Source organism: Amycolatopsis sp. CA-126428, assembly GCF_002904335.1.
GTDB lineage: Bacteria > Actinomycetota > Actinomycetes > Mycobacteriales > Pseudonocardiaceae > Amycolatopsis.
Genome location: NZ_PPHF01000166.1, coordinates 23841 through 46124 on the forward strand (window position 1 = coordinate 23841; position 22284 = coordinate 46124).

20 protein-coding genes, 1 other RNA gene and 1 pseudogene are annotated in these 22284 nt (G+C 72.4%); 16 read left to right on the top strand and 6 right to left on the bottom strand.

Going from position 1 to position 22284, the window contains the following annotated elements:
* Positions 1-12: 12 nt before the first annotated feature.
* The 5 genes from C2L58_RS43780 (at position 13) to ffs (ending at position 4386) form a co-directional block, all read left to right on the top strand.
* A complete protein-coding gene (locus tag C2L58_RS43780) occupies positions 13-2841 on the top strand; it encodes a sensor histidine kinase (RefSeq protein ID WP_103343521.1) in 2829 nt (942 codons plus the stop codon).
* The gene (locus C2L58_RS43785) at positions 2838-3272 is read left to right on the top strand and encodes a roadblock/LC7 domain-containing protein (RefSeq protein ID WP_103343522.1); all 435 of its coding nucleotides are present in this window, start codon (positions 2838-2840) and stop codon (positions 3270-3272) included. Before C2L58_RS43780 ends, C2L58_RS43785 begins: the two co-directional genes overlap by 4 nt.
* A 67-nt stretch (positions 3273-3339) precedes the next feature.
* On the top strand, positions 3340-3693 hold the full coding sequence (locus tag C2L58_RS43790) for a DUF742 domain-containing protein (protein ID WP_013230635.1): 354 nt from the start codon (positions 3340-3342) through the stop codon (positions 3691-3693).
* The gene (locus tag C2L58_RS43795) at positions 3671-4270 is read left to right on the top strand and encodes a GTP-binding protein (RefSeq protein WP_103343523.1); all 600 of its coding nucleotides are present in this window, start codon (positions 3671-3673) and stop codon (positions 4268-4270) included. Before C2L58_RS43790 ends, C2L58_RS43795 begins: the two co-directional genes overlap by 23 nt.
* A gap of 21 nt (positions 4271-4291) precedes the next feature.
* An RNA gene (gene ffs, locus C2L58_RS43800) (signal recognition particle sRNA small type) lies at positions 4292-4386 on the top strand.
* A 212-nt stretch (positions 4387-4598) separates the two neighbouring features.
* On the opposite strand, the gene C2L58_RS43805 is transcribed toward ffs, so the two are convergent.
* Positions 4599-5474, bottom strand: coding sequence for a spermidine synthase (locus tag C2L58_RS43805; RefSeq protein WP_199191720.1), 876 nt, complete (start codon positions 5472-5474; stop codon positions 4599-4601).
* Between the two features lie 55 nt (positions 5475-5529).
* Here C2L58_RS43805 and C2L58_RS43810 point away from each other — a divergent pair, with 55 nt between their 5' ends.
* The gene (locus C2L58_RS43810) at positions 5530-7095 is read left to right on the top strand and encodes an ALF repeat-containing protein (RefSeq protein ID WP_103343524.1); all 1566 of its coding nucleotides are present in this window, start codon (positions 5530-5532) and stop codon (positions 7093-7095) included.
* Positions 7096-7191: 96 nt separating this feature from the next.
* Positions 7192-9393, top strand: coding sequence for a DNA polymerase III subunit gamma and tau (locus C2L58_RS43815; RefSeq protein ID WP_103343525.1), 2202 nt, complete (start codon positions 7192-7194; stop codon positions 9391-9393).
* 195 nt (positions 9394-9588) lie between these two features.
* Here the strand turns inward: C2L58_RS43815 and C2L58_RS43820 are convergent, their stop codons facing one another.
* A complete protein-coding gene (locus C2L58_RS43820) occupies positions 9589-9864 on the bottom strand; it encodes a hypothetical protein (RefSeq protein ID WP_233226263.1) in 276 nt (91 codons plus the stop codon).
* Between the two features lie 71 nt (positions 9865-9935).
* Between C2L58_RS43820 and C2L58_RS43825 the strand changes: the two are divergent.
* Positions 9936-10091: pseudogene (locus C2L58_RS43825) on the top strand (winged helix-turn-helix transcriptional regulator); the annotation flags it as partial.
* Here C2L58_RS43825 and C2L58_RS43830 read toward each other — a convergent pair.
* A complete protein-coding gene (locus C2L58_RS43830; RefSeq protein WP_233226265.1) occupies positions 10076-10936 on the bottom strand; it encodes an N-acetylmuramoyl-L-alanine amidase in 861 nt (286 codons plus the stop codon). The pseudogene C2L58_RS43825 and the gene C2L58_RS43830 sit on opposite strands and share 16 nt — an antisense overlap.
* A 78-nt stretch (positions 10937-11014) precedes the next feature.
* On the opposite strand from C2L58_RS43830, the gene C2L58_RS43835 reads away from it, so the two are divergent.
* Together C2L58_RS43835 and recR are read left to right on the top strand one after the other, a co-directional pair.
* Entirely contained in the window at positions 11015-11374 is a 360-nt protein-coding gene (locus C2L58_RS43835; RefSeq protein WP_103343527.1) for a YbaB/EbfC family nucleoid-associated protein, read from the top strand.
* Positions 11375-11379: 5 nt separating this feature from the next.
* Positions 11380-11976 carry a recombination mediator RecR gene (gene recR, locus C2L58_RS43840; RefSeq protein ID WP_103343528.1) on the top strand — a complete coding sequence of 199 codons (597 nt, stop codon included), beginning with the start codon at positions 11380-11382 and terminating at the stop codon, positions 11974-11976.
* On the opposite strand, the gene C2L58_RS43845 is transcribed toward recR, so the two are convergent.
* A complete protein-coding gene (locus C2L58_RS43845) occupies positions 11973-12530 on the bottom strand; it encodes a glucosaminidase domain-containing protein (RefSeq protein ID WP_103343529.1) in 558 nt (185 codons plus the stop codon). The two genes, recR and C2L58_RS43845, sit on opposite strands and share 4 nt — an antisense overlap.
* Positions 12531-12586: 56 nt before the next feature.
* Positions 12587-13696, bottom strand: a complete 1110-nt coding sequence (locus C2L58_RS43850; protein ID WP_103343530.1) for a UDP-N-acetylglucosamine 2-epimerase — start codon at positions 13694-13696, stop codon at positions 12587-12589.
* Positions 13697-13767: 71 nt separating this feature from the next.
* Between C2L58_RS43850 and C2L58_RS43855 the strand changes: the two genes are divergently transcribed.
* The gene (locus C2L58_RS43855; protein ID WP_103343531.1) at positions 13768-14787 is read left to right on the top strand and encodes a glycosyltransferase family 2 protein; all 1020 of its coding nucleotides are present in this window, start codon (positions 13768-13770) and stop codon (positions 14785-14787) included.
* Positions 14784-16064 carry a lipopolysaccharide biosynthesis protein gene (locus tag C2L58_RS43860; protein ID WP_103343532.1) on the top strand — a complete coding sequence of 427 codons (1281 nt, stop codon included), beginning with the start codon at positions 14784-14786 and terminating at the stop codon, positions 16062-16064. Before C2L58_RS43855 ends, C2L58_RS43860 begins: the two co-directional genes overlap by 4 nt.
* 71 nt (positions 16065-16135) lie before the next feature.
* Here the strand turns inward: C2L58_RS43860 and C2L58_RS43865 are convergent, their stop codons facing one another.
* Positions 16136-18196: a DUF6541 family protein gene (locus C2L58_RS43865; protein WP_103343548.1), complete on the bottom strand. Its 2061-nt coding sequence runs from the start codon at positions 18194-18196 to the stop codon at positions 16136-16138.
* A gap of 169 nt (positions 18197-18365) precedes the next feature.
* On the opposite strand from C2L58_RS43865, the gene C2L58_RS43870 reads away from it, so the two are divergent.
* From C2L58_RS43870 to C2L58_RS43885, 4 genes are read left to right on the top strand one after another with little or no spacing between them, the layout of a single operon-like run.
* The gene (locus tag C2L58_RS43870; protein ID WP_103343533.1) at positions 18366-20336 is read left to right on the top strand and encodes a DUF6541 family protein; all 1971 of its coding nucleotides are present in this window, start codon (positions 18366-18368) and stop codon (positions 20334-20336) included.
* 12 nt (positions 20337-20348) lie between these two features.
* Positions 20349-21107 carry a glycosyltransferase family 2 protein gene (locus C2L58_RS43875; RefSeq protein WP_103343534.1) on the top strand — a complete coding sequence of 253 codons (759 nt, stop codon included), beginning with the start codon at positions 20349-20351 and terminating at the stop codon, positions 21105-21107.
* A gap of 13 nt (positions 21108-21120) precedes the next feature.
* A complete protein-coding gene (locus tag C2L58_RS43880; RefSeq protein WP_103343535.1) occupies positions 21121-21555 on the top strand; it encodes a DUF2304 domain-containing protein in 435 nt (144 codons plus the stop codon).
* 37 nt (positions 21556-21592) lie between these two features.
* Positions 21593-22096: a uridine kinase family protein gene (locus C2L58_RS43885; RefSeq protein WP_441296375.1), complete on the top strand. Its 504-nt coding sequence runs from the start codon at positions 21593-21595 to the stop codon at positions 22094-22096.
* The last annotated feature ends 188 nt before the right edge of the window (positions 22097-22284 follow it).

The following is a 22284-nucleotide window of genomic DNA, read 5'->3' on the forward strand; positions in this document are numbered from 1 at the left end:
GAAGGTGGCGGGATGAGACACGGCAGGCCGGTCGCGAAACGGGCCGGTGGCGGGGGTTTTCTCGCCCGGCTCGGGATTCGCGGCAAGCTGAACCTGCTGCTCCTGCCTCCGCTGGTCGCGGTGGCGCTGGTGTCGGTGCCGTTCGTGCTGACGCAGGCGACCAGCGCCGGTGCGGCGGCGCAGTCGGCGACGGTGGCGCGGCACGCGCAGCAGCTCGGCGGGTTGATGTGGCAGCTGCAGCGCGAGCGGCTGCTGACGGCCGCGTTCGTGGCGACGCCGTCGGCGAGCCCCGACCAGATGGTCCAGCAGCAGAAGGTGGTCGACAGCACGGTCGCCGACGTCCGCGCCGCGCTGGGGGCCGACGCTCCCGACGAGCTTTCCGCGGCGCTGACCCGGATCGGCTCGCTCGGTGAGCTGCGGCAGAACGCCGCCCGCCGCGGCGTCGCGCTCGACAGCGTCGCCCGTACCTACAACGCCGTGGTCGACGCGGTAATCGATGCACTGCGCCTGGTCCCGCAGCTCACCAGTGACGCCGAGGGCACGCGGGAGCTGACGGCCCTGGACGCGCTGCTGCGGGCGAACGAGGAGAACTCGCTGCGCGCGATGGCCCTCATCGTGACCGCGGTGTCGCCGGCGGCCGGGCGGCCCATCCTGGACGACGCGACCCAGCAGGCGCCGATCTTCGTCGACCGGTTCGTCAAGCAGGGCGACGACGGTGACGACAGCGAGCGCGCCGCCCAGGTCGTCCACGTCGAGCAGAGCGACGCCGGCCGGCGCGTCGACGACCTCGCCGCCCAGGTCGGCAACCCGCGTGACGCGGCGGGCACCACCCAGTACGTCTCGAGCGTGCTCTCCGCGGCGGACAGCCACGCGGGGCAGCGGAAACTCGTGCAGGAGCGGGCGATCAGCGAGATCGCCGACTCCGCGACCGAACGAGCCGACAGCGCGGTCCGGCTGGCCTGGACGGTCGGCCTCGGCGCGGGTGGGCTGTTCCTGCTGGTCGTCTTCCTCGCCGTCGCGGTGTCCCGCTCGATCGCCGGGCCGCTGCGCCAGCTGACCACCGCGGCGACGTCGGTCGCCGACCTCGCCGGCACCGAGCTCGTCCGCGTGACCGACACCGAGGAGGCCGAGGAGCAGGTCCCGCGCCTGGCCACCATCGACGTCGTCTCCGAAGACGAGCTGGGCAAGCTGGCCGCCGCGTTCAACCGGGTCCAGACCACCGCGGCCGAGCTGGTCGAGCGCCAGGCGCTCACCCGGCGCAACACCAGCCTGATGTTCGCGAACGTCGCGAAGCGGACGCAGAACCTCGTCGGCCGCCAGCTGGCCCTGATCGACGAGGTCGAGCGCAACGAGCAGGACACGCGGCTGCTGGCCAGCCTCTACCGGCTCGACCACCTCTCCACCCGCCTGCGCCGGAACGCCGACAACCTGCTCGTGGTGTCCGGCACCCGCGACGAAACGCGGATCGCCGGCCCGATCGAGCTGTCCACGGCGCTGCGCTCGGCGCTCGCGGAGATCGAGGACTACCAGCGCGTCAAGCTCGGTGTCGTCGCCGAAATCCTGCTGTCGTCGGCCCTCGGTGCCGACCTCGTGCTCGTGTTCGCCGAGCTGCTCGAGAACGCGACGTCGTTCTCGCCGCCGGGCTCGATGGTCGAGGTGGACACCATGCTGCTGTCCGACGGCGCCTGCCTGGTGAGCATCGTCGACCACGGCATCGGCATGACCGCGGAGAAGCTGGGCGAGGAGAATCGGCGGCTCGTCGAGCGCGAACGCCTGGAGCTCGCGCCGACCAGTGTGCTCGGCCTGTTCGTGGTCGGCCGCCTGGCGCGGCGCCACGAGCTGCGGGTCGAGCTGCTCGCGACGCCGACCACCGGCGGCGTGACCGCGCGGCTGACCATCCCGGCGCCGCTGTTCAGCCACCGCACCGAGCTGCGGCCGAAGACCGAGCAGGCACCCGTGATCCCGGCGCAGGCCGCGCCGCCGATCGCGTCGTCGCCGCGGCACGCCGCGCCGGCCGTCCCGATCGCACCTGCTGTCCCCGCCGCACCGCCTGCTCTGTCCTCTTTGGACGAACTCCGGCCGGCGGCGCCCGAACCGGTCCCCGACCGGCCCGCCGAACTGCCGGCGCCGGCGATCCCGGCGCTGCTCGGCCACGGCAACGGCTTCCGCTGGTTCCGCGAACTGGAACCGGTGTGGCCGGACGCCGAACCCGACGCCGAACTCGCCGAAGCCGCCGAAGCGCCCGAGCCGGTGGCGGCGACGGTGTCGTCATCGGAGTCTCGGGGCGGCTTGCGCCGCCGGGTCCGCGGCGCCCAGCTGCCCAGCCCGGGCACGTCCGCGGCGGTGGCCGACACCAAGCCGCGGCACGACCCGGAAGCGACCAAGGCCGCGATGGACGGCTTCGCGAGCGCCTTCGCGAAGGCCGCCGAGGTCAGCCCGCCCCCCAACGCCTTCGCCAAGGCCGCCGAGGTCAGCGCGCTGACGGCCGACCCGCCGCCCGCCGCCGTGACCGAACCGGTGTCAGCTGTCCCGGCCCGCGTCCCCGCGGACGCGCCGCTGGTGGCCACGGCCCCGTTCACGGCCGCCGCGCAGTCGCGCGACGGCCTGATGCGCCGTGTCCCCGGTGCCCAGCTCGCCCCCGGCCTGCGTCAGCAGTCCGCGGGGCGGCCGCTCGCCCGCGCCGTCGCCAACCGCTCCAAGCGGGACCCGGCGGCCGAACGAGCGGCGTTCGACGCGTTCGCCGCAGGCCTCGCCAAGGCGGAGGACGTGACGGCAGACAGCCCGCCCCAAGGCGTGGTCGCCGGTCGTGTGATGGAACGAGGAGAAGAGAGCAGGAAATGAGCATCCCCGCACCTGGCGTCAGTGTCGAAGCCCAGAACTTCAACTGGCTGGTGAGCCGCTTCGCGCAGCACACCGCGGGCGCGATAGCCGCCATCGCGGTTTCGGCCGACGGCCTGCTGATCGCGATGTCGACGGAGCTCGAGCGCTCCAACGCCGACCGTCTCGCCGCGATCTCCTCCGCCATGCTCGGGCTCGCCCACGGCGTCTCCGACAGCCACCCGCTTGGTTCACCCGACAAGGTGATCATCGAACTCGAGTACGGGTACCTGCTCGTCTGCACGATCAGCATCGGCTGCTCGCTGGGTGTGCTGGCCAACAAGCAGGCCAGCCTGGGCACGATCGCCTACGAAATGGCGATGTTCGCCAACCGTGCCACCGAGGTTCTGACGCCGGGGCTCATCGAGGAGCTCAAGAACACCGTCGGAAGCTAAGCAGCGGCGCTTTGCGCCTCCGTTGAGGGCGGGGGTGGGGGCATGGATGGAGTTAGGGAGCGACGCGATGACCGAAGAACCGGACATCTCGCTGCTGCGGCCGTACCTGATGACCTCGGGACGGGCCCAGCCGGTCGACCAGAGCCTCGAAATCGAGGCCCAGGTCATGACGTCCCGCCTCGGTGCGGCGTCGCACCCGAAGCTCACGTTCGAACGCCAGGAAATCGTTTCCCTCTGCCGGAACACGATGTCGGTCGCCGAGGTGGCCGCCATGCTCGGCCTGCACATCGGCGTGGCCAGGGTGCTGGTGGCCGACCTCGCCGAACTGGGCTACGTCGTCGTCCGGCGGCCGGGCACCCACAACTCGCACGACCTCGGCATGATCGAAAGGGTCATTCGTGGACTCGAAGCCATTCACTGAACCGGGCACCCGGCCGCCGGCCCCGGTCAAGATCGTCATCGCGGGCGGCTTCGGCGTCGGCAAGACGACGGCGGTGTCGTCCATCTCGGAGATCAAGCCCCTCACCACCGAGGCGGCGATCACCTCCGTGGCGGCGACCGTGGACAGCACCGGCCACGTCCCGGCCAAGACCACCACCACGGTCGCCCTGGACTTCGGCTGCATCACGATCGACGAAGAGGTCAAGCTGTACCTGTTCGGCACGCCGGGCCAGGACCGCTTCGGCTTCATGTGGCAGGACCTGGTCCACGGCGCACTGGGCGCACTGGTCATCGTCGACACCCGCCGCATGGACGACTGCTACCCGGCGGTCGACTACTTCGAGAACGCGGGCCTGCCGTTCGTGGTCGCGGTGAACATGTTCGACGGATCACTCGGCCACAACCTCGAGGACATCCGCTGGGCCCTCGCGGTGAGCGACGACGTCCCGCTGATCACCTTCGACGCCCGGCAGAAGCTTTCGGTGCGAGACGCGCTGCTGGCGGTGCTGCACAACACGTTCAAGCGGGCCCGAGCCCAGGCAGGTGCGGGCGCCTGAGCGGACTTCGCTACACTGATCCACGGACCCCGCGCGGCGTCCACCCTGTGAACCTCCCCAGGGCCGGAAGGCAGCAAGGATAAGCAGGCTCTGGCGGGTGCGCGGGGTCCCCTTCTTTTCGGCTCCGGCTTCGGGGCTTCGCCCCTTTGCCGGGCCTTCACTTCGTTCTTCTGCCCGGGGGCCGAGCCCCCGGACCCCCACGGTGCCTCGGGTGCGGCCTGGGAGCGCTGCCGGGCCCTCGGTGGCCTGACGTGTTGTGTGGTGTTCCCTGGGTGGGCCCGCAGGCCTGCCGTGTCATCTGGGGCGCGGGGGTGGGCGGGGCTGGGGATCAGAACAGGCCCAGCACGTCGTCCGGGGGGTTCGGGGGCGGCGGGGCGTCCGCGTCCGTTATCGGGGCCGCTCTTCCCGCCAGTTTCCGCAGCTCCGCGCCGTGAACGCACCGTGCCGGGAAGGCCGCCGAGGCCGTTTGGCGGGTCAGCTCCTCCGCGGGGAGCTCGGCCGCCGAGGCCGCCAGCACCAAGTTGCCGAAGCGGCGGCCGCGCAGTACTCCCGGGTCCGCCAGCAGCAGGACCTCCGGGAAGACCTCGAGCAGCGTCGCCAGGAAGCGGCGGGCGAACGGCAGACCCGAGCCGTCCGTGATGTTCGCCAGGTAGGTGCCCTGGGTCCGGAGGATGGCCGCGATCGCCCGGGTTGCCTCCAGCGTCGCCAGGCCGCCGGCCAGGGTGGCCCTCTCGAACGCGTCGACCACCACCAGGTCCGCCGACTCCTCGCGGCGCGTCGCCAGGCCTTCGCGGCCGTCCGTCACCCGGACGCGCAAGCCCGGCACCCGCAGCCCCAGCTGCGCGCGGACCAGCTCCACCAGCTCGCCGTCGGCGTCGAACACGAGCTGGCGGGACCCCGGCCGCGTCGCCGCGACGTACCGCGGGAGCGTGCACGCCGCCCCGCCGATGTGGAGTGCGTCCAGGGGGCCCGGTGGCCGCCGGTCCACCACGTCCGCGAACCGGCGGACGTAGTCGAACTCCAGGTGGGCCGGGTCGTCGAGGTCGACGTACGACTGGGCGACGCCGTCCACCGACACCAGCCAGGCGTTGCCGCGGGCGGTGTCGCGGACCAGCTCCGCCGTGCCGAACCGCACCGGGTACCGCCCGGGCACCGGCTCGGGCTTCGGTGTGCGGCTCACGGGATCCGAGGTTATCGGAAACATTCCGACCGCTCCGGCGATAAGGGAACGGACGATCATCGATCGAGGGGGTTTTACCTTGCGTGCAAACGCAGTAATCGTTGCCGCGGCACTCGCGGCGGGGGTCTTCGCGACGCCCGCGGCCGCGGATGTGCTGCCCGACCGGGCGCAGGCCGTTTCGCTGCTGGAGACCGGCGGTCCGGGCGTGGCGCGGGCCGCCGAAGCGGCGTTGCTCGGCTCGCCCGCCGACCTGCAGACCTTCCTGGCCACCGGCCGCCGGCAGGCGCAGAACGACGACGAGCGGGTCCTCGTCACCCAGGCGCTCTCCTCCGGCGGCCCGATCACCAAGCGCACCGCCCAGCGGGCGCTCAGCGGCACCCAGGACGACATCCGCGAATACCTGGCGAACGGCCTGCCGCTGGCCCGCAGCGCCGACGACCGGATCGCCGTCAGCCAGGCCATGGACACCGGCGGCCCGACCGTCAACGAGCGGGGCACGGAGGTGCTCGACAACGGCACGCCCGCCGACGTGCGGGCCTTCCTGGAAACCGGCCTGCAGCAGGCGAAGGACATCGACGACCGCGTCACGGCCAGCCAGGCCATGGCCGCCGGCGGCCCGGAGGTCAAGGCCGCCGCGCAGGCGGCGTTCGACGGCACGCCGGAGGACGTCCGGTACTTCCTGTCGCTGTGGCGGCAGGTCGCCGCGAACTACGACGGCGAAGTCACCGCGGTCCAGGAGCAGCTCGACGCGGCCAAGGCCGCCGCGGCCGGCAACCGGCCCCAGGACGTGAAGCTCGCCGCGGACAAGGCCGCACAGCTCGCCGCGGACGCGCGAACGGCGAACACCAACCGCCTCGCCGCGCAGCGGGCCCAGAACCAGCAGGACGGCCGGGCCGCCTCGGCCGCCGAGGCGGCCGCGCAGCAGCAGGCCAGCGAGGCCGCCGCGCGCGCCGCGCAGGCGAAGAAGGACAACGACAAGCTGCTGGCCGACGCGGCCGACCCGGCGCTGACCGTGCCGAACGGCCGCAAGGCGTCCGTCTACCTGCTGCGCAACGGCGGTGCCGCCGTCAAGAACGCCGCCCGTGCCGCGCTGAGCGGCTCGGACGACGACGTCGTCACGTTCGTGCACAGCGGTCTCGCCGTCGCGCAGGAGTCCGACGACCGCGCCGCCGTCTCGGCGATCGCGGCGGACCCGAACGCCCGCCCCGGCCTGCGCCAGGCGGCTCGGGACGCGCTCGCCGGCCCGTACGCCGGGGTCGCCGCGCTGCTGCGCACCGGTGACTACCCGGGCCGCGACACCGACGACCGCATCGAGGTCAACCAGATCATGGCGGCCGGTGGCCCGGCGACGAAGTCGTGGGCGCAGAACGCGTTGGACGGGACCGTGGCCGACATCCGTGAGTTCCTGGCCCACGGCCGGGACAAGGCGCACCTGATCGACCTGGACATCTACGTCACCCGGACCCTGGGCGAGGGCCCGGAGGTGCAGGCGGTCGCGCAGGGCGTGCTCGACGGGCCGGACTCCGGCGCGCAGCACTACCTGGACGTCGAGCTGCCGAAGGCAAGGGCGCGTGACGCGTTCACCGCGGCGCACGTCACCAAGGTGAACGCTCTGGTCGCCGAAGCGGCGGCCCTGGTCTCCTGACCGCACGGCGAAGGTTGTCGGACCCTGGCGGTACTCCGCCGATGCCCCCGCCACCACCCTCAACGGAGGCGCTGCGCGCCACTGTAAGTTGGTGGCGTGGCTCTCGCGCTGTACCGCAAGTACCGTCCGGCAACCTTCGCCGAGGTCGTCGGGCAGGAGCATGTGACCGAACCCCTCCGCACGGCGCTGTCCGCCGGGCGGATCAACCACGCCTACCTCTTCTCCGGTCCACGCGGCTGCGGCAAGACGTCCAGCGCACGCATCATGGCGCGCTCGCTGAACTGCGCCAAGGGCCCGACGCCGGACCCGTGCGGCGAGTGCAACTCGTGCAAGGCGCTCGCGCCCGAGGGCCCGGGCAGCGTCGACGTCACGGAGCTCGACGCGGCCAGCCACGGTGGTGTCGACGACGCCCGCGAGCTGCGTGACAAGGCGTTCTACGCGCCGGCCGAGGCGCGCTACCGCGTGTTCATCATCGACGAGGCGCACATGGTCACCACGCAGGGCTTCAACGCCCTGCTGAAGATCGTGGAAGAGCCGCCCGAGCACGTCATCTTCATCTTCGCCACCACCGAGCCGGACAAGGTGCTGACCACCATCCGCTCACGCACGCACCACTACCCGTTCCGGCTGATCCCGCCGAGCTCGATGCGCAACCTCCTGGAGCGCAACATCGCGGCCGAGGGCGTCGAGGTCGAGCCGGCGGTGTACCCGCTGGTCATCCGCGCGGGCGGCGGGTCGGCGCGGGACACGCAGTCGGTGCTCGACCAGCTGCTCGCCGGCGCCGGGCCGGAGGGCGTTTCGTACTCGCGGGCGGTCGCGCTGCTGGGCGTCACCGACGTCGCGCTGATCGACGACATGGTCGACGCCCTCTCGGCCGAGGACGCGGCCACGGTGTTCGGCACGGTCGAGAAGCTCACCGAGGCCGGCCACGACCCGCGCCGGTTCGCGACCGACCTGCTCGACCGGCTGCGCGACCTGGTGCTGCTGCGCGCGGTGCCGGAGTCCGCGGGCGGGCTGGTGTCCGCGCCGGAGGAGGAGCTGTCGCGGATGGTCGCGCAGGCCGAGCGGCTCGGCCTCGGCACCCTCTCCCGCTACGCCGACATCGTCCACAATGGACTTCTGGAGATGCGCGGCGCGACCTCGCCCCGGCTCGTGCTCGAGCTGCTGTGCGCGCGGATGCTGTTGCCGTCGGTGACCGATGCGGAAAAGGCCCTGCTGGCCCGGATCGAGCGCCTGGAGCGCCGCGCGACGCTGGCCGGCGGTGGCGGCGCACCGGCCGAGGGCGGCGTGGAGCCCCCGGTGCGGGCGGCTCCGGAACGCGAGTTTTCGAGGCCTTCGCAGCGCCCGGGCTCGGCGGGCCCGGCCCCGGTGCCGGAGCCGGTCAAGCCGCCCGGCCGCCCGGCCGACGCCGCCGACGGCGGAAGTGCCGTGCGTCCGCCCGCTTCGGCGCAGCCCCGCGAAGGCGGGAGTGCCGCGAATGCGCCGGTTGAGGCTCAGCCGGGCGACGGCGGTTCGGGTGCCGTGCGCACTCCGGCCGCAGCCGCACCGGCGGCTGCTTCGGCGGCCGAGACCCAGTCGGGCGGCTGGGGCGCGGTGCGCACGCCCGGCGGCGGCACGCCCGCTCCGGCGAGCGCCTCCGCGTCTCCCGATGACGCCGCGCGCGCGGCCGCCCCGGCGCCGGAACCCGCGGCCGGCGCGCCCACGACCTCGGGCGGGATGGACGCGGCCGGGATCCGGAGCATCTGGCCGCAGCTGATGACCGCGTTGCGCAAGTTCACCGGCGGTCGCAGCCTCGAGGCGATGCTGACGCAGGCCACGGTCGCGAGCGTCGAGGGCAATGCCTTGACGCTCACCCACAAGTCCGAGCCGCTGGCCCGCCGCCTCTCCGACCAGGACAACGCCCGCAAGATCGCCGGCGCCCTGACCGAGGTCCTGGGCGGCGACTGGCAGGTCCGCTGCGTCCACGGCAGCGCCCCGACCGCGGCCGCCGCCCGGCCGCAGCAGGCGGCCCCGGCACCGGAGCGGTCGTTCACCCGCCAGTCGGCGACGGCCGCACCGCCCGCCGAACCGGCGGCCCGCCCCGCGACCCCGCCGCCGCCCCCGGCGCGGCCCAAGGTCACGACGAGCGAGCCGGACATCCCGCTGCCCCCGGAACCCTCCGACGAGGACGACGAGGACCTCTACAACGAGGACGCCAGCCCGGCCCCGCCGCCGCCCCCACCCCCGCCGGACAAGGACCCGGACGAGCTGGCCCGCAAGCTCCTCTCCGAGCACCTCGGCGCCCGCCCCCTCGACTGAACGAACGCCCCCAGAGGGTCGGCTCACGTACCCAGCCGGTCGGCTGACCGGCCGACCCCCAGGTGCGTAAACCGACCCATCAGGTGCGCGGGCCGACCCATCAGGTGCGCGGGCCGACCCTTCAGGTACGCAAGCCGACCCTCCGGGTACGCCAGCCGACCCTCCGGGTGCGCGGGCCGACGTTCCGGGTACGGGTCAGGAGGTCCAGGGGCCGATGCCCGTGACCCGGTCGGCCGTGATGCGCACGATCACGGCCGTCGGTGAGCCCTGGTTGCCCAGTTCGTACTTCTCGGCGCCGAGGTACCGGCGGGCCTGCCGGTCCATCAGCGCGGTGAACTCGTCGGCGATGTCCGGCCCGGTCACCCGGGCGGTGCCCCGGACCAGCAGGTACTGCGGCAGCCCCCGCGCGTCGCGCTCGTCGTGGTCCTCGATCAGCACGGTGACGCGCGGGTCGTTGCGGATGTTGCGCACCTTGGGCCGGCGGCCCTCGCGCTCAGCCGCGGAAGCTCCAGGGCTCCAGGGCTCCAGGGCTCCAGGGCTACGGCCTGGTGGACCGCCGCGCGTACGCCGAAGCGCCGCCGCGTGTCGAGTGCTGCCTGACCGAGCTCGGCCGGACGCTCGTCGAGCCGATCGGCGTGCTCACGAAGTGGGCGACGCGGCACGGCGAGGCCGTCCTCGAGGCTCAGGAGGCCAGGTAGGCCTCGATCGCCGCCGCGATGGCCGACGCGAACTGCTGCCGGCCGTCCGCGCTCGTCATCCGGGCCGCCTCCGTGGCGTTGCGCATGTTGCCGCACTCCACCAGGGCCGCCGGCCGGGTCGAGAGGTTGAGGCCGGCCAGGTCCGCGCGGGCCGACAGGCCGTTCGTGCCGATGTAGTTCGCCGCGCTGAAGCTGTTCGTGCGCATCGTGTCGCGCAGCGTCTGCGCCAGCCGCGTCGAAGGTGCTCCCTGCGCGGCGTTCAGCGGGGGTGACGAATACGCGACGTGGAAGCCGTTCGCTCCCGCGGCCTCGGAGCCGTCGGCGTGGATGGAGACGACCGCGTCCGCGCCGGCCTCGTTGCCGATCGCCGCGCGGCGGTCGACGCAGGGGCCGACGCCGGTGTCGTCCTGTCGCGTGTAGACAACCTTGATCCCCTTGTCCGCCAGCGCTTTCCCGACCCGCTGGGCGACGTCGAAGGTGAACGCGTGTTCGGGGTAGCCCGCGTTGGTCGCGGTGCCGGTGGTGTTGCACGGCTTGGTCTGCCCGCGCCCGGCCGGCACCGGGCGGTTGATCTCCGCCGGGTGGGCGCCGTTGCCGCCGTTGTGCCCGGGGTCCAGCACGACGACCTTCCCGGCCGCCACCGGCGGCGGCGTGGCCGATGGCGACGAAGACGGCGTCGGCGTCGGCGAGGGCGAGGGAGACGACGGCGTGGGCGACGCGGTCGTGGACGTGACCACGGGCGCCGGAGCGGGCGTGGGCGCCGCTGGAGCGTCGTCGGAGCAGCCGGTGAGCAGGAGGGCACCGGCCAGCAGGAGGGGAGCAGTCGCGCGTCGCACGGCGACCACGGTGCCACAGCCCGGCACTTCGCGTGGCGCGACTACCCTGGTGGAGACACAGGCGTGCAGAGAGGACCGAGTGCGATCATGGCCCAACCCGGCGGCGGCTTCGACCTTTCCCAGCTGATGCAGCAGGCGCAGCAGATGCAGCAGAAGCTCGTCGAAGCCCAGGAAGAGCTGGCCAACACCGAGGTCACCGGCACCGCCGGCGGCGGACTGGTCACCGCGACCGTGTCCGGTGACAGCCAGCTGAAGAGCCTCCGGATCGACCCGAAGGTGGTCGACCCGGACGACGTCGAGACGCTGTCCGACCTGATCGTGGCGGCGGTCCGCGACGCGTCGGCGAGCGCGCAGAAGCTCACCGAGCAGAAGCTCGGGCCGCTGGCCGGCGGCCTCGGCGGCGGTGGCGGCATGCCGGACCTCGGCAGCCTCGGCTTCGGCGGCTGACGAACTTGTACGAAGGTGTCGTCCAGGACCTGATCGACGAGCTCGGGCGCCTGCCCGGGGTCGGGCCGAAGAGCGCCCAGCGGATCGCGTTCCACCTGCTGGCCGCGGACCCGGCGGACATCTCGCGGCTGCAGGACGTCCTCGGCAAGGTCAAGGAGGGCGTGCAGTTCTGCGAGGTGTGCGGCAACGTCTCCGAGCAGCAGAAGTGCCGCATCTGCCGCGACGAGCGCCGCGACCTCACGGTCATCTGCGTGGTCGAGGAGCCGAAGGACGTCCTGGCGGTCGAGCGCACCCGCGAGTTCAAGGGCCGCTACCACGTCCTGGGCGGCGCGCTCGACCCGCTGTCGGGCATCGGCCCGGAGCAGCTGCGGATGCGCGAGCTCCTCAAGCGCATCGGCGAGGCGGACATCAGCGAGATCATCATCGCGACGGACCCCAACACGGAAGGCGAGGCGACGGCGACCTACTTGGTCCGCATGTTGCGTGACTTCCCGGGCCTGAGCGTGACGCGGCTGGCGTCGGGGCTCCCGATGGGCGGTGACCTGGAGTTCGCGGACGAGCTGACGCTGGGGCGCGCGCTCTCCGGTCGCCGGGTGCTCTAAGGGGCGTCGAAGCGGCGAAGGTCGTACAGGTTCATCAGCCTGATCACCTTGTTCGCGTACTCCGGGTCGGTGGCGTACTTCCTCGCCACCGCCCGGATGAACGCATCCGGGTCCTGGCGCACCGGCAGCGCCGCCGCATAGTTCGAGGACGTCGTCAACAGCCGTCCGTAGTCGCGGAACGAGTCGTCGATCGAGGCGTACGAACGGAAATACGCATCCACCGGGTGGCACGGCGCCGGAATGCACTCCGTCGTCGGGTAGCGCGTGCAGCGCAGAGCGATCGGCCCCGGGCTCGACGGCGTCACGCACTTGAAGCCGAAGTGGTTCAGCTCGGCCGTGGACAGCTTGCTGCGGCCCCAGTTCGACTCCAGGATCGCCTGCGCCACCGTGACCGACGCCGGGATGTCGTACGCCGCGTGGATCGCTCGCGCGATCGGGCCCGCCGCGCCGACGTACGCCTCCTGGAAGCCCGCCGTCAGCGCGGCGTCACGAACCTCGCCCTGGTCGATGGGCGGGACCACCACCAGTGCGGCCGCCAGTCCGATGTGGATCATGGCGACACTTTGCCCGGCTCACCCCCGGAGAAACCCGGGGTCACCCCGACGAGACCTCAGCAGTAGCCGAGCTGCGCCAGGGTGTCCACGACGATCTCGGACGGGTGGTACTTGTCCATCCAGGACTCACCGCGGCGGTTCTGGTACGTGTCGAGGAAGTTCTGCAGCTTGTCGCCGCGCATTTCCGTCAGCACGACCGTCTCGCCGAGGTGCTGCGGGGTCTCCGTGCGCTCGCGGTGCACCGCGCACGGCAGGCCGAGGTAGTAGCACTCCGCCGAAAGACCACCCGAATCGGTGACAACGTACTCGGCGCGCGCCACCAGCGGCAGGAACTTCAGGTACCGCATCTTCGGCTGGACGATGAACTGGTCGTCGAAGATGTTCCCGATGCCCAGCGAGCGGATCTTCTCGCGCTCCGGCGCGCCGGCCATGTACAGGATCGGCATCTTGCGGCTCTGCTCGCGCAGGATCTCCAGCGCCTCGCGGTACTTGTCCGGGCGCGAGACCAGCTCGAAGCGGTGCAGCGTGGCCAGGCCGAACTTCTCCGGCAGGTTCGGCACGTCCAGCGGTTGGTTGATGGCGAGGCGCATCGCGTCGATCGCCGTGTTGGCCTCGGTGTCGACGACCACGCCGCGGGCGTTGCGGAGGTTGTTGACCTCGCGGATGCTCGGCGCGAAGTGGATGTCGACGATCTTCGCCGCGATCTTGCGGTTCAGCTCCTCCGGCAGCGGCGAGAGGATGCTGCCCGAGCGCGCGCCCGCCTCGACGTGCCCGACGCGGGACTTCAGGATCCGCTTGCCGATCAGCGAGCCGTACGGCGTGGTGAACGTGTCGCCGTGCACCAGCACCAGCGGCGGGCGGCCGTCCTCGGTCAGCGCGGCGCGCAGTTCGTGGCGGCGGCTCCACGCGGTGCGCAGCACCTGCGCGGCCCACCCCGGGACCTGCGCCGGCGACTCGAGGTTGTGGGCCTTGTCCTCCGGCACCAGCCAGACGTCCGGCTGCGGCATGTTCAGGTCGGCGAGGACGTCCGCGACCTCGTCGACGTGCTGGGCCGTGAACCAGATCTTCGGCCGCATCCCGCGCTCGCGGATCCCGTGGTAGACCGGGGCGATCTTGATCAGTTCCGCGGTGGTGCCGAGAATGAAGGAAATCACCGTGAAGCCCATTTCTGGTCGGGTGCGGTGGCGTAAGGATACTGGCCGACCTGCCACGGGGGCCGCCGGGTAGCCTCGGCACGGTGAGTGCGAACCCGCTCCTCCCCTCGCTCAGCGTCGTGATCCCGGTCTACAACGAGCAGGACTGGATCGAACGCAGTGTCGGCGCGCTGCTCGCTTCGGCGTCCGCCGCGAGCTGGCCGATCGAGGTCGTCGTGGTCGACGACGGCAGCACGGACGCCACGCCGTCCCGGCTCGACGACCTGCGCGAACGCCACGGCATCACCGTGCTGAGCCAGGCCAACGCCGGCCGGTTCGAGGCCCGGCGGGCGGGCATCGCCAAGTCCTCCGGCGAGTGGATCGCGCTGCTCGACAGCCGCGTCATCGTCGACGATTCCACCCTGACGTTCCTGCGCGACCAGCTCGTCGAGCACCCCGAGCGCGCGGTCTGGAACGGCCACATCAACGTCGCGTCCGAGCACAACCCGTACGCCGGGTTCATGGCCGGCCTGGTCAAGGTGCCCTGGCGCAAGTACTGCGCGAACCCGCGCCTGATGTCGTACGGCATCGAGGAGTTCGACGTCTACCCGAAGGGAACGACGTTCTTCTGCGCCCGCCGCGGCCTCCTCGAAGGCTCGGTGACGGCGTTCGCGTCGCTGTTCGACGACCTCCGCTTCGCCAGTGACGACACCCGCATGCTGCGCTGGATCGCCGAGCACGAGCGGATCTGGCTGGCCCCGGAACTGTCGGCGACCTACCACGGGCGCGACTCGTTCAAGAAGTTCACGCAGCAGGCCTACTTCCGCGGCACTACCTACGTGGACTCCTACATCGCCTCGCCCGGGCCGGCCCGCAACGCCCTGTTCGGCGCGCTCGCGGCCGGTGCCGTCGGCCTGGTCTTCGCCGCGAAGAAGCCGAAGACGACGCTGGCCGCCGGTGTCTTCGGCGCGGTCGCGGCGGGCGAGATCGTCAAGAAGTGCGGCGCGACCGGCCCCGAGGCCCGCGCGGTCAGCACGCTGCTGCCGGTGTTCGCCGGCGGGTTCGGCGCCGGTGTCCTGCGTGGACTCGCCATGGCGGGGCGCGCCCGGCTCCGTCGTCGATGAGCACCGAAGTGGACACCCCGGCCACCGCACGCAGCGGACGCACAACCGCGGGCAGCCTCGGCGGCTCGCTGATCGTGTCCATCGGCCTCGGCTACCTGCTCACGGTCGCCTGCCAGCGCCTGCTGTCCCCGCCGGAGTACGCGGTTTTCGTCACCTTCTGGGGCCTGATCATGGGCCTCGGCAGCACGCTGTCGCCGCTCGAGCAGGAGCTTTCGCGCCAGTCGGCGGTCGCCGCGCTCGCCGGCGGCAAGGCGGGCCGCCCGGCTCTGCGGGCGGTGGCGGTCGGCGTGGTCGTCGCGGCCGCGTTCTCGCTCGCCTTGCTGATCCCACCGGTCAACGAAAGGCTCTTCCGCGGCGACTGGTCGCTGGCGCTGATCGTGCTGTGCGGCGGGGTCGCGTTCGCCTGCCAGTTCGGCACGCGCGGGCTGCTCATCGGGCAGCACAAGGTGAAGGCCTTTTCCCTGCTCGTGGTGGCCGAACCGGCGATCCGGGCGCTGGTCCTGGGTGTCCTGTTCGTCTCGGTCGCCTACAACGTCGTCTCGCTGGCGATCGCGGTCGCGGCCGGTTCGTTCGCCTGGCTGCTGTTCGCCCGCCCGGCTCGCCGGCTGCTCGACTTCCGGGTCGAGGGCGACGGCTGGGGCGTCACGTCCCGCCGGATGGGCATGCTCCTGGTCGGCGCGGCCCTGACGGCGGCGGTCATCACGGGCTACCCCGCGCTGGTCGGCCTGCTCGCGCCCGGCGGAGACCGCGACCGCGTCGGCTCGCTGTTCGCGGCGCTGGTCATCGCGCGGCTGCCGCTGACGCTGATCGGGCCGGTGCAGTCGCTGGCGGTGCCGTTCGTCGTCCGGCTCTCGGTCACCGAGGAGGGCCGCCACAGGCTGCGCCGCGTGCTGGCTCTCGGCGCCGGCGCCGCGCTGGTGCTCGCCGCGGTCGGCGCCCTGGTCGGGATGTGGATCGGGCCGTGGGCGGTCCGGACCGTCAGCGGCCCGAAGTACGACATCGACGGCTGGTCGGTCGCGGGGCTGGTGTGGTCGTCGGTGCTGCTGGTGCCGATGCAGCTGCTCACGGCGGTGCTGATCGCCCGTACCCAGGCTCGGCTGGTGCTGGCCACGTGGGCGGTGGTGACCGGGACGGCGTCCTTGGTGCTGTTGTTCCTGCCGGGTGACACGGTGTTCCGCGCGGTGGTCGCGCTGGCGGTGGCGCCGACCCTGGGGCTGGCGGTGGTGCTCGCCTTCGTCCTGCGGCGGGCCCCGGAGCCGGTCACCAGGATGTCGTGAGTGGTAAAGCGGGTTCTAACCCGCGTTACCACTCACGACCAGCCGCGGCAGAAGCCCAGCTCTGACCGCCCTCAGCCCCGGGGCGGGGTCTGCGGCAGGTCCAGCCGGTACACACTGACCGTGCCCGAGCTGAACGCCTTCGTCAGGCCCGGCAGGCCCGTCAGCCCGCTCAGCCCCGGTGCCAGGCTGAACGTCAGCTGGCCCGTCCAGTGGTGGCCGTCCGTGCCGACCGTCGGGGCCGAGGAATCCACGTACACCCAGCGGACGTTCTTCGCCCTCAGGATGTTCTGGACCTGCGGGTCGGCCGGGAAGTCGTTGAACTTCGCCAGCAGGGTGATGTTGTCCTCGATCGGGCTGTGGCCGTCCGGGACGATGTTGAGGATCGGCAGGTCGTAGTCGACGTACAGCAGCGTCGAGCCGTCGTTCGCGTTGTTGAGGATCGTCTCGCCCGGGGCCGCGTGCTCGTGGAGCCACTTCGCGGCCGCGTCGTCCGCCGCGTTGTAGCGGACGAACTGCGGGGCCGCGTAACGCTGGCTGAGCGACAGCGCCCCGGTGTTCATGTAGCCGCGGAACGACGTCACCGTCAGCGCGCCGAGCAGCACCACGATCAGCCCGAACGCCACCGCCGGGCGGAGCCGCGCCGGGATCGGGTTGCGGGCCCGCACCGCGACGACGAACAGCCCGAGCGCCACGAACAGCACCCCCGCCAGCGGCGGGATCAGCAGGTAGACGTGGGTGTCGAGGCGATTGGCGACCCGGTAGTAGTAGCGGCCGATGGTCGCGCCGAACCCGGAGTTGGGCGAGTAGTGGAAGCTCACCATGACCGCGGCCCAGAACAGCCAGGCCGTCAGCAGCGGCCACGCCCGCCGGGACAGCAGCGTGGCGACGACGCCGGCCAGGCCCAGCAGGCCGAGCACCAGCTGGCCCATCGTGCCGCCCGGGTCGAAGTAGCCGCCGTAGGGCAGCCGGGCGACCAGCTCGGCCGACTCGCGCAGCGGTGAGCCGGGGATGTTGGCCGGCGCGTCGACCACCGTGCCGCCGCCGAGCCGCAGCAGCGCCAGCACGTCCGGGACGATGAGGACGACGGCGACCACGCCCGTCACCACCAGCGGCAGCAGCGCGCGGACGAAGGCGAGCCGGCCCGCTTTGGTGAACAGCAGGCCGACCATGGCCGCGACCGTCGTCAGCGCCACCGAGGTCAGCGCGCTCGGGTGCAGGTTGAACGCGCCCGCGGCGGCGACGCCGACCAGCACCGCGCGGCCCCAGTGGCGTTTGCCGATCACCAGCATCACCGCGACGAGCCCGGGCATGAGCGTCATCGCGGCCGCGTTCGGCAGGACCCCGCCGTCGTGGGCGAAGGCGATGCCGGGGCGGTACAGCTGCACGGAGACCAGCGCGGCCACCCCGGCGGCGAGCTCGACCCAGCCGCGGCCGAGCCGGCCGTGCCGGAGCACCGCCGCGGTGAAGGCGGCCACCGACAGCGGCAGCACGACCACCATGAACACGACGGTCGTCAGGTTCAGGGACAGCATCGTGTCCCCGAAGATGTCGGTGAGCAGCGCGCAGATGTCGGTGAACCCGGGCGGGTAGAACTGGACGTTGGTGTCGTGCACGACGTCGATCGGCAGGATCTGCCACGGCGCGGCCTTGCCGGTGAAGTGCGTGAACGCGGTCAGCACTGCGTGCGTGACGGTGTCGTGCTCCTGGGTCGGCGTCCGCCACGACCCGAGGCCCTTGTGCCACATGCGGACGCCGAGGCCGACCCCGGCGACGGCGATGAGCGCGCCCAGCACCTGGGCGACCGTCCCGGCCCGGCCGGTCAGCGTGCGCAGCCGCGGGTCTTCGGCGGGCTCCGCCGGATCCGCGGCCGGGCGACGGCGGCGGACCAGCCACCGCACGCCGCCGAGCACGAGCAGCACGACCACGAGCGCGACGACCGCGGTCAGCAGGCCGAAGCGGAGTCCGGTGACGCCGGTGAACAGGGACACCAGCAGGACGAACCCGGTGGTCAGCGGCGCCGAGAGGCCCGCCAGCCACAACCGCTCGCGTACGCCGGCGACCAGGAGAATCGAGAATCCGGGGAGCAATACCACCAGGATTCCCACGGCCAGCCGGACAGCTTCGGACAGCATGCCTTCTCCGATCAACAAAGCCGTCAACGCCCGGGAGTCTATGGGGGGCCGCGGTGTGCCCAGGATGCGGGTGACCAGCGAGCTGACGTGCACGGTAGCGTGGCCGCCGCCGTCGGAGACGCCGTTCACCGCGGTGGCGGGACGGCTCACGGCGAAATGGGATGGAACAATGGGGTTTCTGCTCGTTCTGGCCGCATTCTGGCTGCCCGGCGCCGTTTTCGGCGCGGCGATCGGCCTGCGTGGCTGGACGCTGGGCGCGGCGGCCCCGGTCCTCACCTTCGGGGTCGTGGCCCTCGCCATCCCGCTGCTCGGCGCCACGGGCATCCGGTGGACAGCGCTCTCCGTGACACTGTGGACGCTCGTGGTCTCGGCCGCCGGCTTCGCGGTCACCTGGGCCGTGGCCCGGTTCACCCGGCGGCGCCGGCCGGACGCCGAGGCGGCCCCGCCCGAGCGCCCGCGGTGGTCGTGGCGCGCCCACGCCTTGACGGCGCTCGGTGTCGCCGCCGGGATGGCGGTCGGCGCGCTCACCGTGCTGCGCGGCATTCCGGCACCCGGCACGGTGAACCAGGACTGGGACGCCGCGTTCCACGCGAACCTCGTCCGCTGGATCGCCGAGCGCGGCGACGCGCGCCCGTCGACCGTCAGCACCATCGCGAACCTGCCGGACGAGACGCACTACTTCTACCCGGACACCTACCACGCGCTGCTCGCCGTGCTCTTCGGCAAGGGCGGCCTGACCGTGATGCCGCTGCTGAACTTCGCGTCGATCGCCGTCACCTTCGCGGTGCCGCTCGGCGTGGCCGCGATGTGCCGCGCGTGGCGGCTGCCCCCGGTGACGGCCGCCGCGGTCGCCGTCGCTTCCGCCTGCTTCACCTCCTTCCCCTACGACCTGTTCTGGCACGGGCCGGTCTGGCCGTACGCCGCCGGCGTCGCCCTGGTCCCGGCCATGCTCGCGGTGGTCCGCCTGCTGCTCGAGCCGGGCGGTGCCACCGGGCCGCTGGCCGTGGGCTTCGGCGCCGGGGGCCTGGCGGCGCTGCACACCAGCGTCGTGTTCGTCCTCGTCGTCTACTGCGTCCTGATCCTGGCCGCGGTGCTCTTCCGGTTCGAGCCGATCGACTGGCGGCGGGCCTGGCCGTCGCTGGTGGCGGCCGCGCTGCTCGCCGTCCTGCTCGGGCTGCCCCAGGTGCTGCCCTCGCTCTACAACGCCGGCGGCGTGACGTCCGCGATCTGGGGGAACGCCGCCACCGTGACCGGCGCGGTCGGGCAGACGGTCACGTTCTCGCCGATGGCGGACTTCCCGCAGTGGTGGATCGGCGTGCCCGCCGTCGCCGGCGTGGTCCTGCTGGCCCGGCACCGGCGGGTGGTCTGGCTGGTCGCCGCGTACGTCGTCCTCGGCGGCTTGTACGCGGCGACGGTGTCCATGGAGAACGGCCTGGTCCACCTGCTGACCGGGCCGTTCTACAACGACAACTACCGGATCGCGGCCCTGCTGCCGTTGATCGGCGCGGTGGGCTTCGGCGAGTTCGTCCACACCGCGACGGCGTGGTTCGCGGCGAAGGTCCGGCCCCGGCTGCCGAGGCTGCACCCGGCGGCGCCCGTGCTGGCCGGCGTGGTGCTGCTGGCGGCGGTGATCGGCGGGTTCAGCCGCGGGTACGTGTACATCAACTCCGTCCACGTGAACATCGGCTACCGGGGCTTCCCCTCGGTGAGCGCGGACGAGGAGGCGGCGTTCGCCTGGCTGGCCGGGCACACCGTCCCCGGCGAGCGCGTCCTGAACGACCGCCTCGACGGGTCGGTCTGGATGTACGCGCTGCAGGGGGTGAAGCCGACCCAGTGGAACTACTACGGCGCGCCGCCGGCCAGCGACATCGGCTACGTCAGCGCGCACGCGAACCGGCTGGAAGCCGACCCCCGGGCCCGCAAGATCTTGCGGGAGCTCAAGGTCCGCTACGCCTTCGTCGGCCAGGGCAACGCCGTCCCCGACGGGCAGAACGATCCCGGCCTGCTGAACCTGGACACCGCTCCGGGGTTCAAGCCGGTCTACCGCAACCCCGGGGCCTCGATCTACGAGATCGCGGGGCAGCAGGACGTCGTCACGGCGGGCGCCGCGCCCGGGTCCGCGACCGGCGACGGGCGGTGAAGCGTTAAAGTGATGCCCGTGTCTGTGACCTCGGCGAACCCGGTGACCAGCCGCCGCGTGCTCATCGTGATGCCCGCCCTCAACGAGTCGGCGAGCGTCGCGTCGGTCATCGAGCAGGTCAAGCGGGCCCTTCCGGGCGGTGACGTGCTGGTCGTGGACGACGGCTCGGTGGACGACACCGCCAAGCTGGCCCGCGCCGCGGGCGCCGAGGTGGCCCGGCTCGCCGTGAACCTCGGGGTCGGCGGCGCGATGCGCACCGGGTTCCGCTACGCCGCCGCCCGCGGGTACGACGTCGTCGTCCAGGTGGACGCCGACGGCCAGCACGACCCGGACGAGCTCGACGCGCTGCTGCGCGGCCTGGACGACGCGGACATCGTGATCGGCTCCCGGTTCGCCGGCAAGGGCGCGTACAAGGCCAGCGGGCCGCGCAAGTACGCCATGGTCGCGCTGTCCATCGTGTTCTCGCGGCTGGCGAAGACGCGGCTCACCGACGTCACTTCCGGTTTCAAGGCGATGGGGCCGCGCGCGATCCGGCTGTTCGCCGGCTACTACCCGGCCGAGTACCTCGGCGACACGGTGGAGTCCCTGGTCATGGCCATCCGGGCGAAGCTGACCATCAAGGAAATTCCGGTCGTCATGCGGGAGCGCGCGGGCGGCACGCCCAGCCACTCGCCCGTGAAGTCGGCCGTCTACCTGAGCCGGGCCGGGCTCGCACTGCTGCTGGCGCTGGTACGCCGCCGCCCGGCGGTCGACTCGTCCGACTCGGCATAAGGGAGCTTGCGAGATGGAAGGTTGGCGCGTCCTCAGCATCGTCGTCGCCTGCGTCGTGCTGTTCGTCGTCCTCGAGATGATGCGGCGGCGCAAGCTCCGTGAGAAGTACGCGGGCGTGTGGCTGGTCGTCGCCATCGGCGTCGTGGTGCTGGCCGTGATCCCGGCGGCCGCGAAGTTCCTCGCCGGGCTGACCGGGGTGGAAACGCCGTCGAACTTCGTCTTCCTCCTCGCCGGCGTGGTCCTGGCGCTGGTGTCGCTGCACCTGTCCACCGAGACCGGGCACCTCGAGGAAGAGGTGCGCACCTCGGTCGAGGAGATCGCGCTGCTGCGCTGCGAGCTCGAAGACACCCGGCGCGAGCTGGCGAGCCGGATCGCCGAGCTGGAGGCGAAGACGGCGGCACCCGACGACGTCAAAGGGCTCCCGGAGGTCGAGCGCGTCAGCAAGTGACGCGCTGATCGAGGCCCTGCTCGCCGCCCCCGCGCGGCTGGGCCGGGTCCGCGTGCTGGCCATCGACGGCCCGTCGGGCGCCGGCAAGTCCACACTGGCCGCCCACGTCGTCGCCGAGCTGACCGCCCGCGGGTGCCGCACGGCCTTGGTGAGCACCGACGCCTTCGCGACGTGGGACGACCCGGTCTCGTGGTGGCCCCGGCTCGCCAGCGGCGTCCTGCGGCCGCTGGCCGGCGGTGTGGCGGGCGCGTACCGGGCAATGGACTGGTCCAGTGGGGCACCCCGGCCGGGTGAACTCGTCCGGGTGGCCGTGCCGGACGTCCTGGTGCTGGAGGGGGTTTCGAGCGGCCGCACTTCGGTAAGACCCCTGCTTTCCCACCTCTGCTGGCTCTCCGGCGGCTCCGAAGCCGGGCGGCTGGCCAGAACCGTCGCCCGGGATGGCGAGGCCGCACGGGCCGAATTGGCGCGGTGGCAACGCTTCGAGCGCGGCTGGTTCGCCGTGGACGGCACCGCCGGCGCCGCCGGAACCCGACTTCCGTAGGGGAACAGGGGGTCACGCATCGTGTCCGAGGGACTCCGAATCGATCAAGCTGTCCGTAGCCGGATACACGAGCGGGGTAATGTCGGTACCGCCATCTGAGTCATGGATCACGCACCCAGGGCAGCCGTAGCCCGCAAATGGTCACATTCTGTCGTGATTTATGGACACATTGCGGTCAAATCGGTGTC

Bases quoted from the DNA above. Each gene is read 5' to 3' on its own strand.
- C2L58_RS43780 (WP_103343521.1), top strand. From the start codon at position 13: ATGAGACACGGCAGGCCGGTCGCGAAACGGGCCGGTGGCGGGGGTTTT.
- C2L58_RS43785 (WP_103343522.1), top strand. From the start codon at position 2,838: ATGAGCATCCCCGCACCTGGCGTCAGTGTCGAAGCCCAGAACTTCAAC.
- C2L58_RS43790 (WP_013230635.1), top strand. From the start codon at position 3,340: ATGACCGAAGAACCGGACATCTCGCTGCTGCGGCCGTACCTGATGACC.
- C2L58_RS43805 (WP_199191720.1), bottom strand. From the start codon at position 5,474: ATGTTTCCGATAACCTCGGATCCCGTGAGCCGCACACCGAAGCCCGAG.
- C2L58_RS43835 (WP_103343527.1), top strand. From the start codon at position 11,015: ATGGCCCAACCCGGCGGCGGCTTCGACCTTTCCCAGCTGATGCAGCAG.
- C2L58_RS43845 (WP_103343529.1), bottom strand. From the start codon at position 12,530: ATGATCCACATCGGACTGGCGGCCGCACTGGTGGTGGTCCCGCCCATC.
- C2L58_RS43850 (WP_103343530.1), bottom strand. From the start codon at position 13,696: ATGGGCTTCACGGTGATTTCCTTCATTCTCGGCACCACCGCGGAACTG.
- C2L58_RS43860 (WP_103343532.1), top strand. From the start codon at position 14,784: ATGAGCACCGAAGTGGACACCCCGGCCACCGCACGCAGCGGACGCACA.
- C2L58_RS43865 (WP_103343548.1), bottom strand. From the start codon at position 18,196: ATGCTGTCCGAAGCTGTCCGGCTGGCCGTGGGAATCCTGGTGGTATTG.
- C2L58_RS43870 (WP_103343533.1), top strand. From the start codon at position 18,366: ATGGGGTTTCTGCTCGTTCTGGCCGCATTCTGGCTGCCCGGCGCCGTT.
- C2L58_RS43875 (WP_103343534.1), top strand. From the start codon at position 20,349: ATGCCCGTGTCTGTGACCTCGGCGAACCCGGTGACCAGCCGCCGCGTG.
- C2L58_RS43880 (WP_103343535.1), top strand. From the start codon at position 21,121: ATGGAAGGTTGGCGCGTCCTCAGCATCGTCGTCGCCTGCGTCGTGCTG.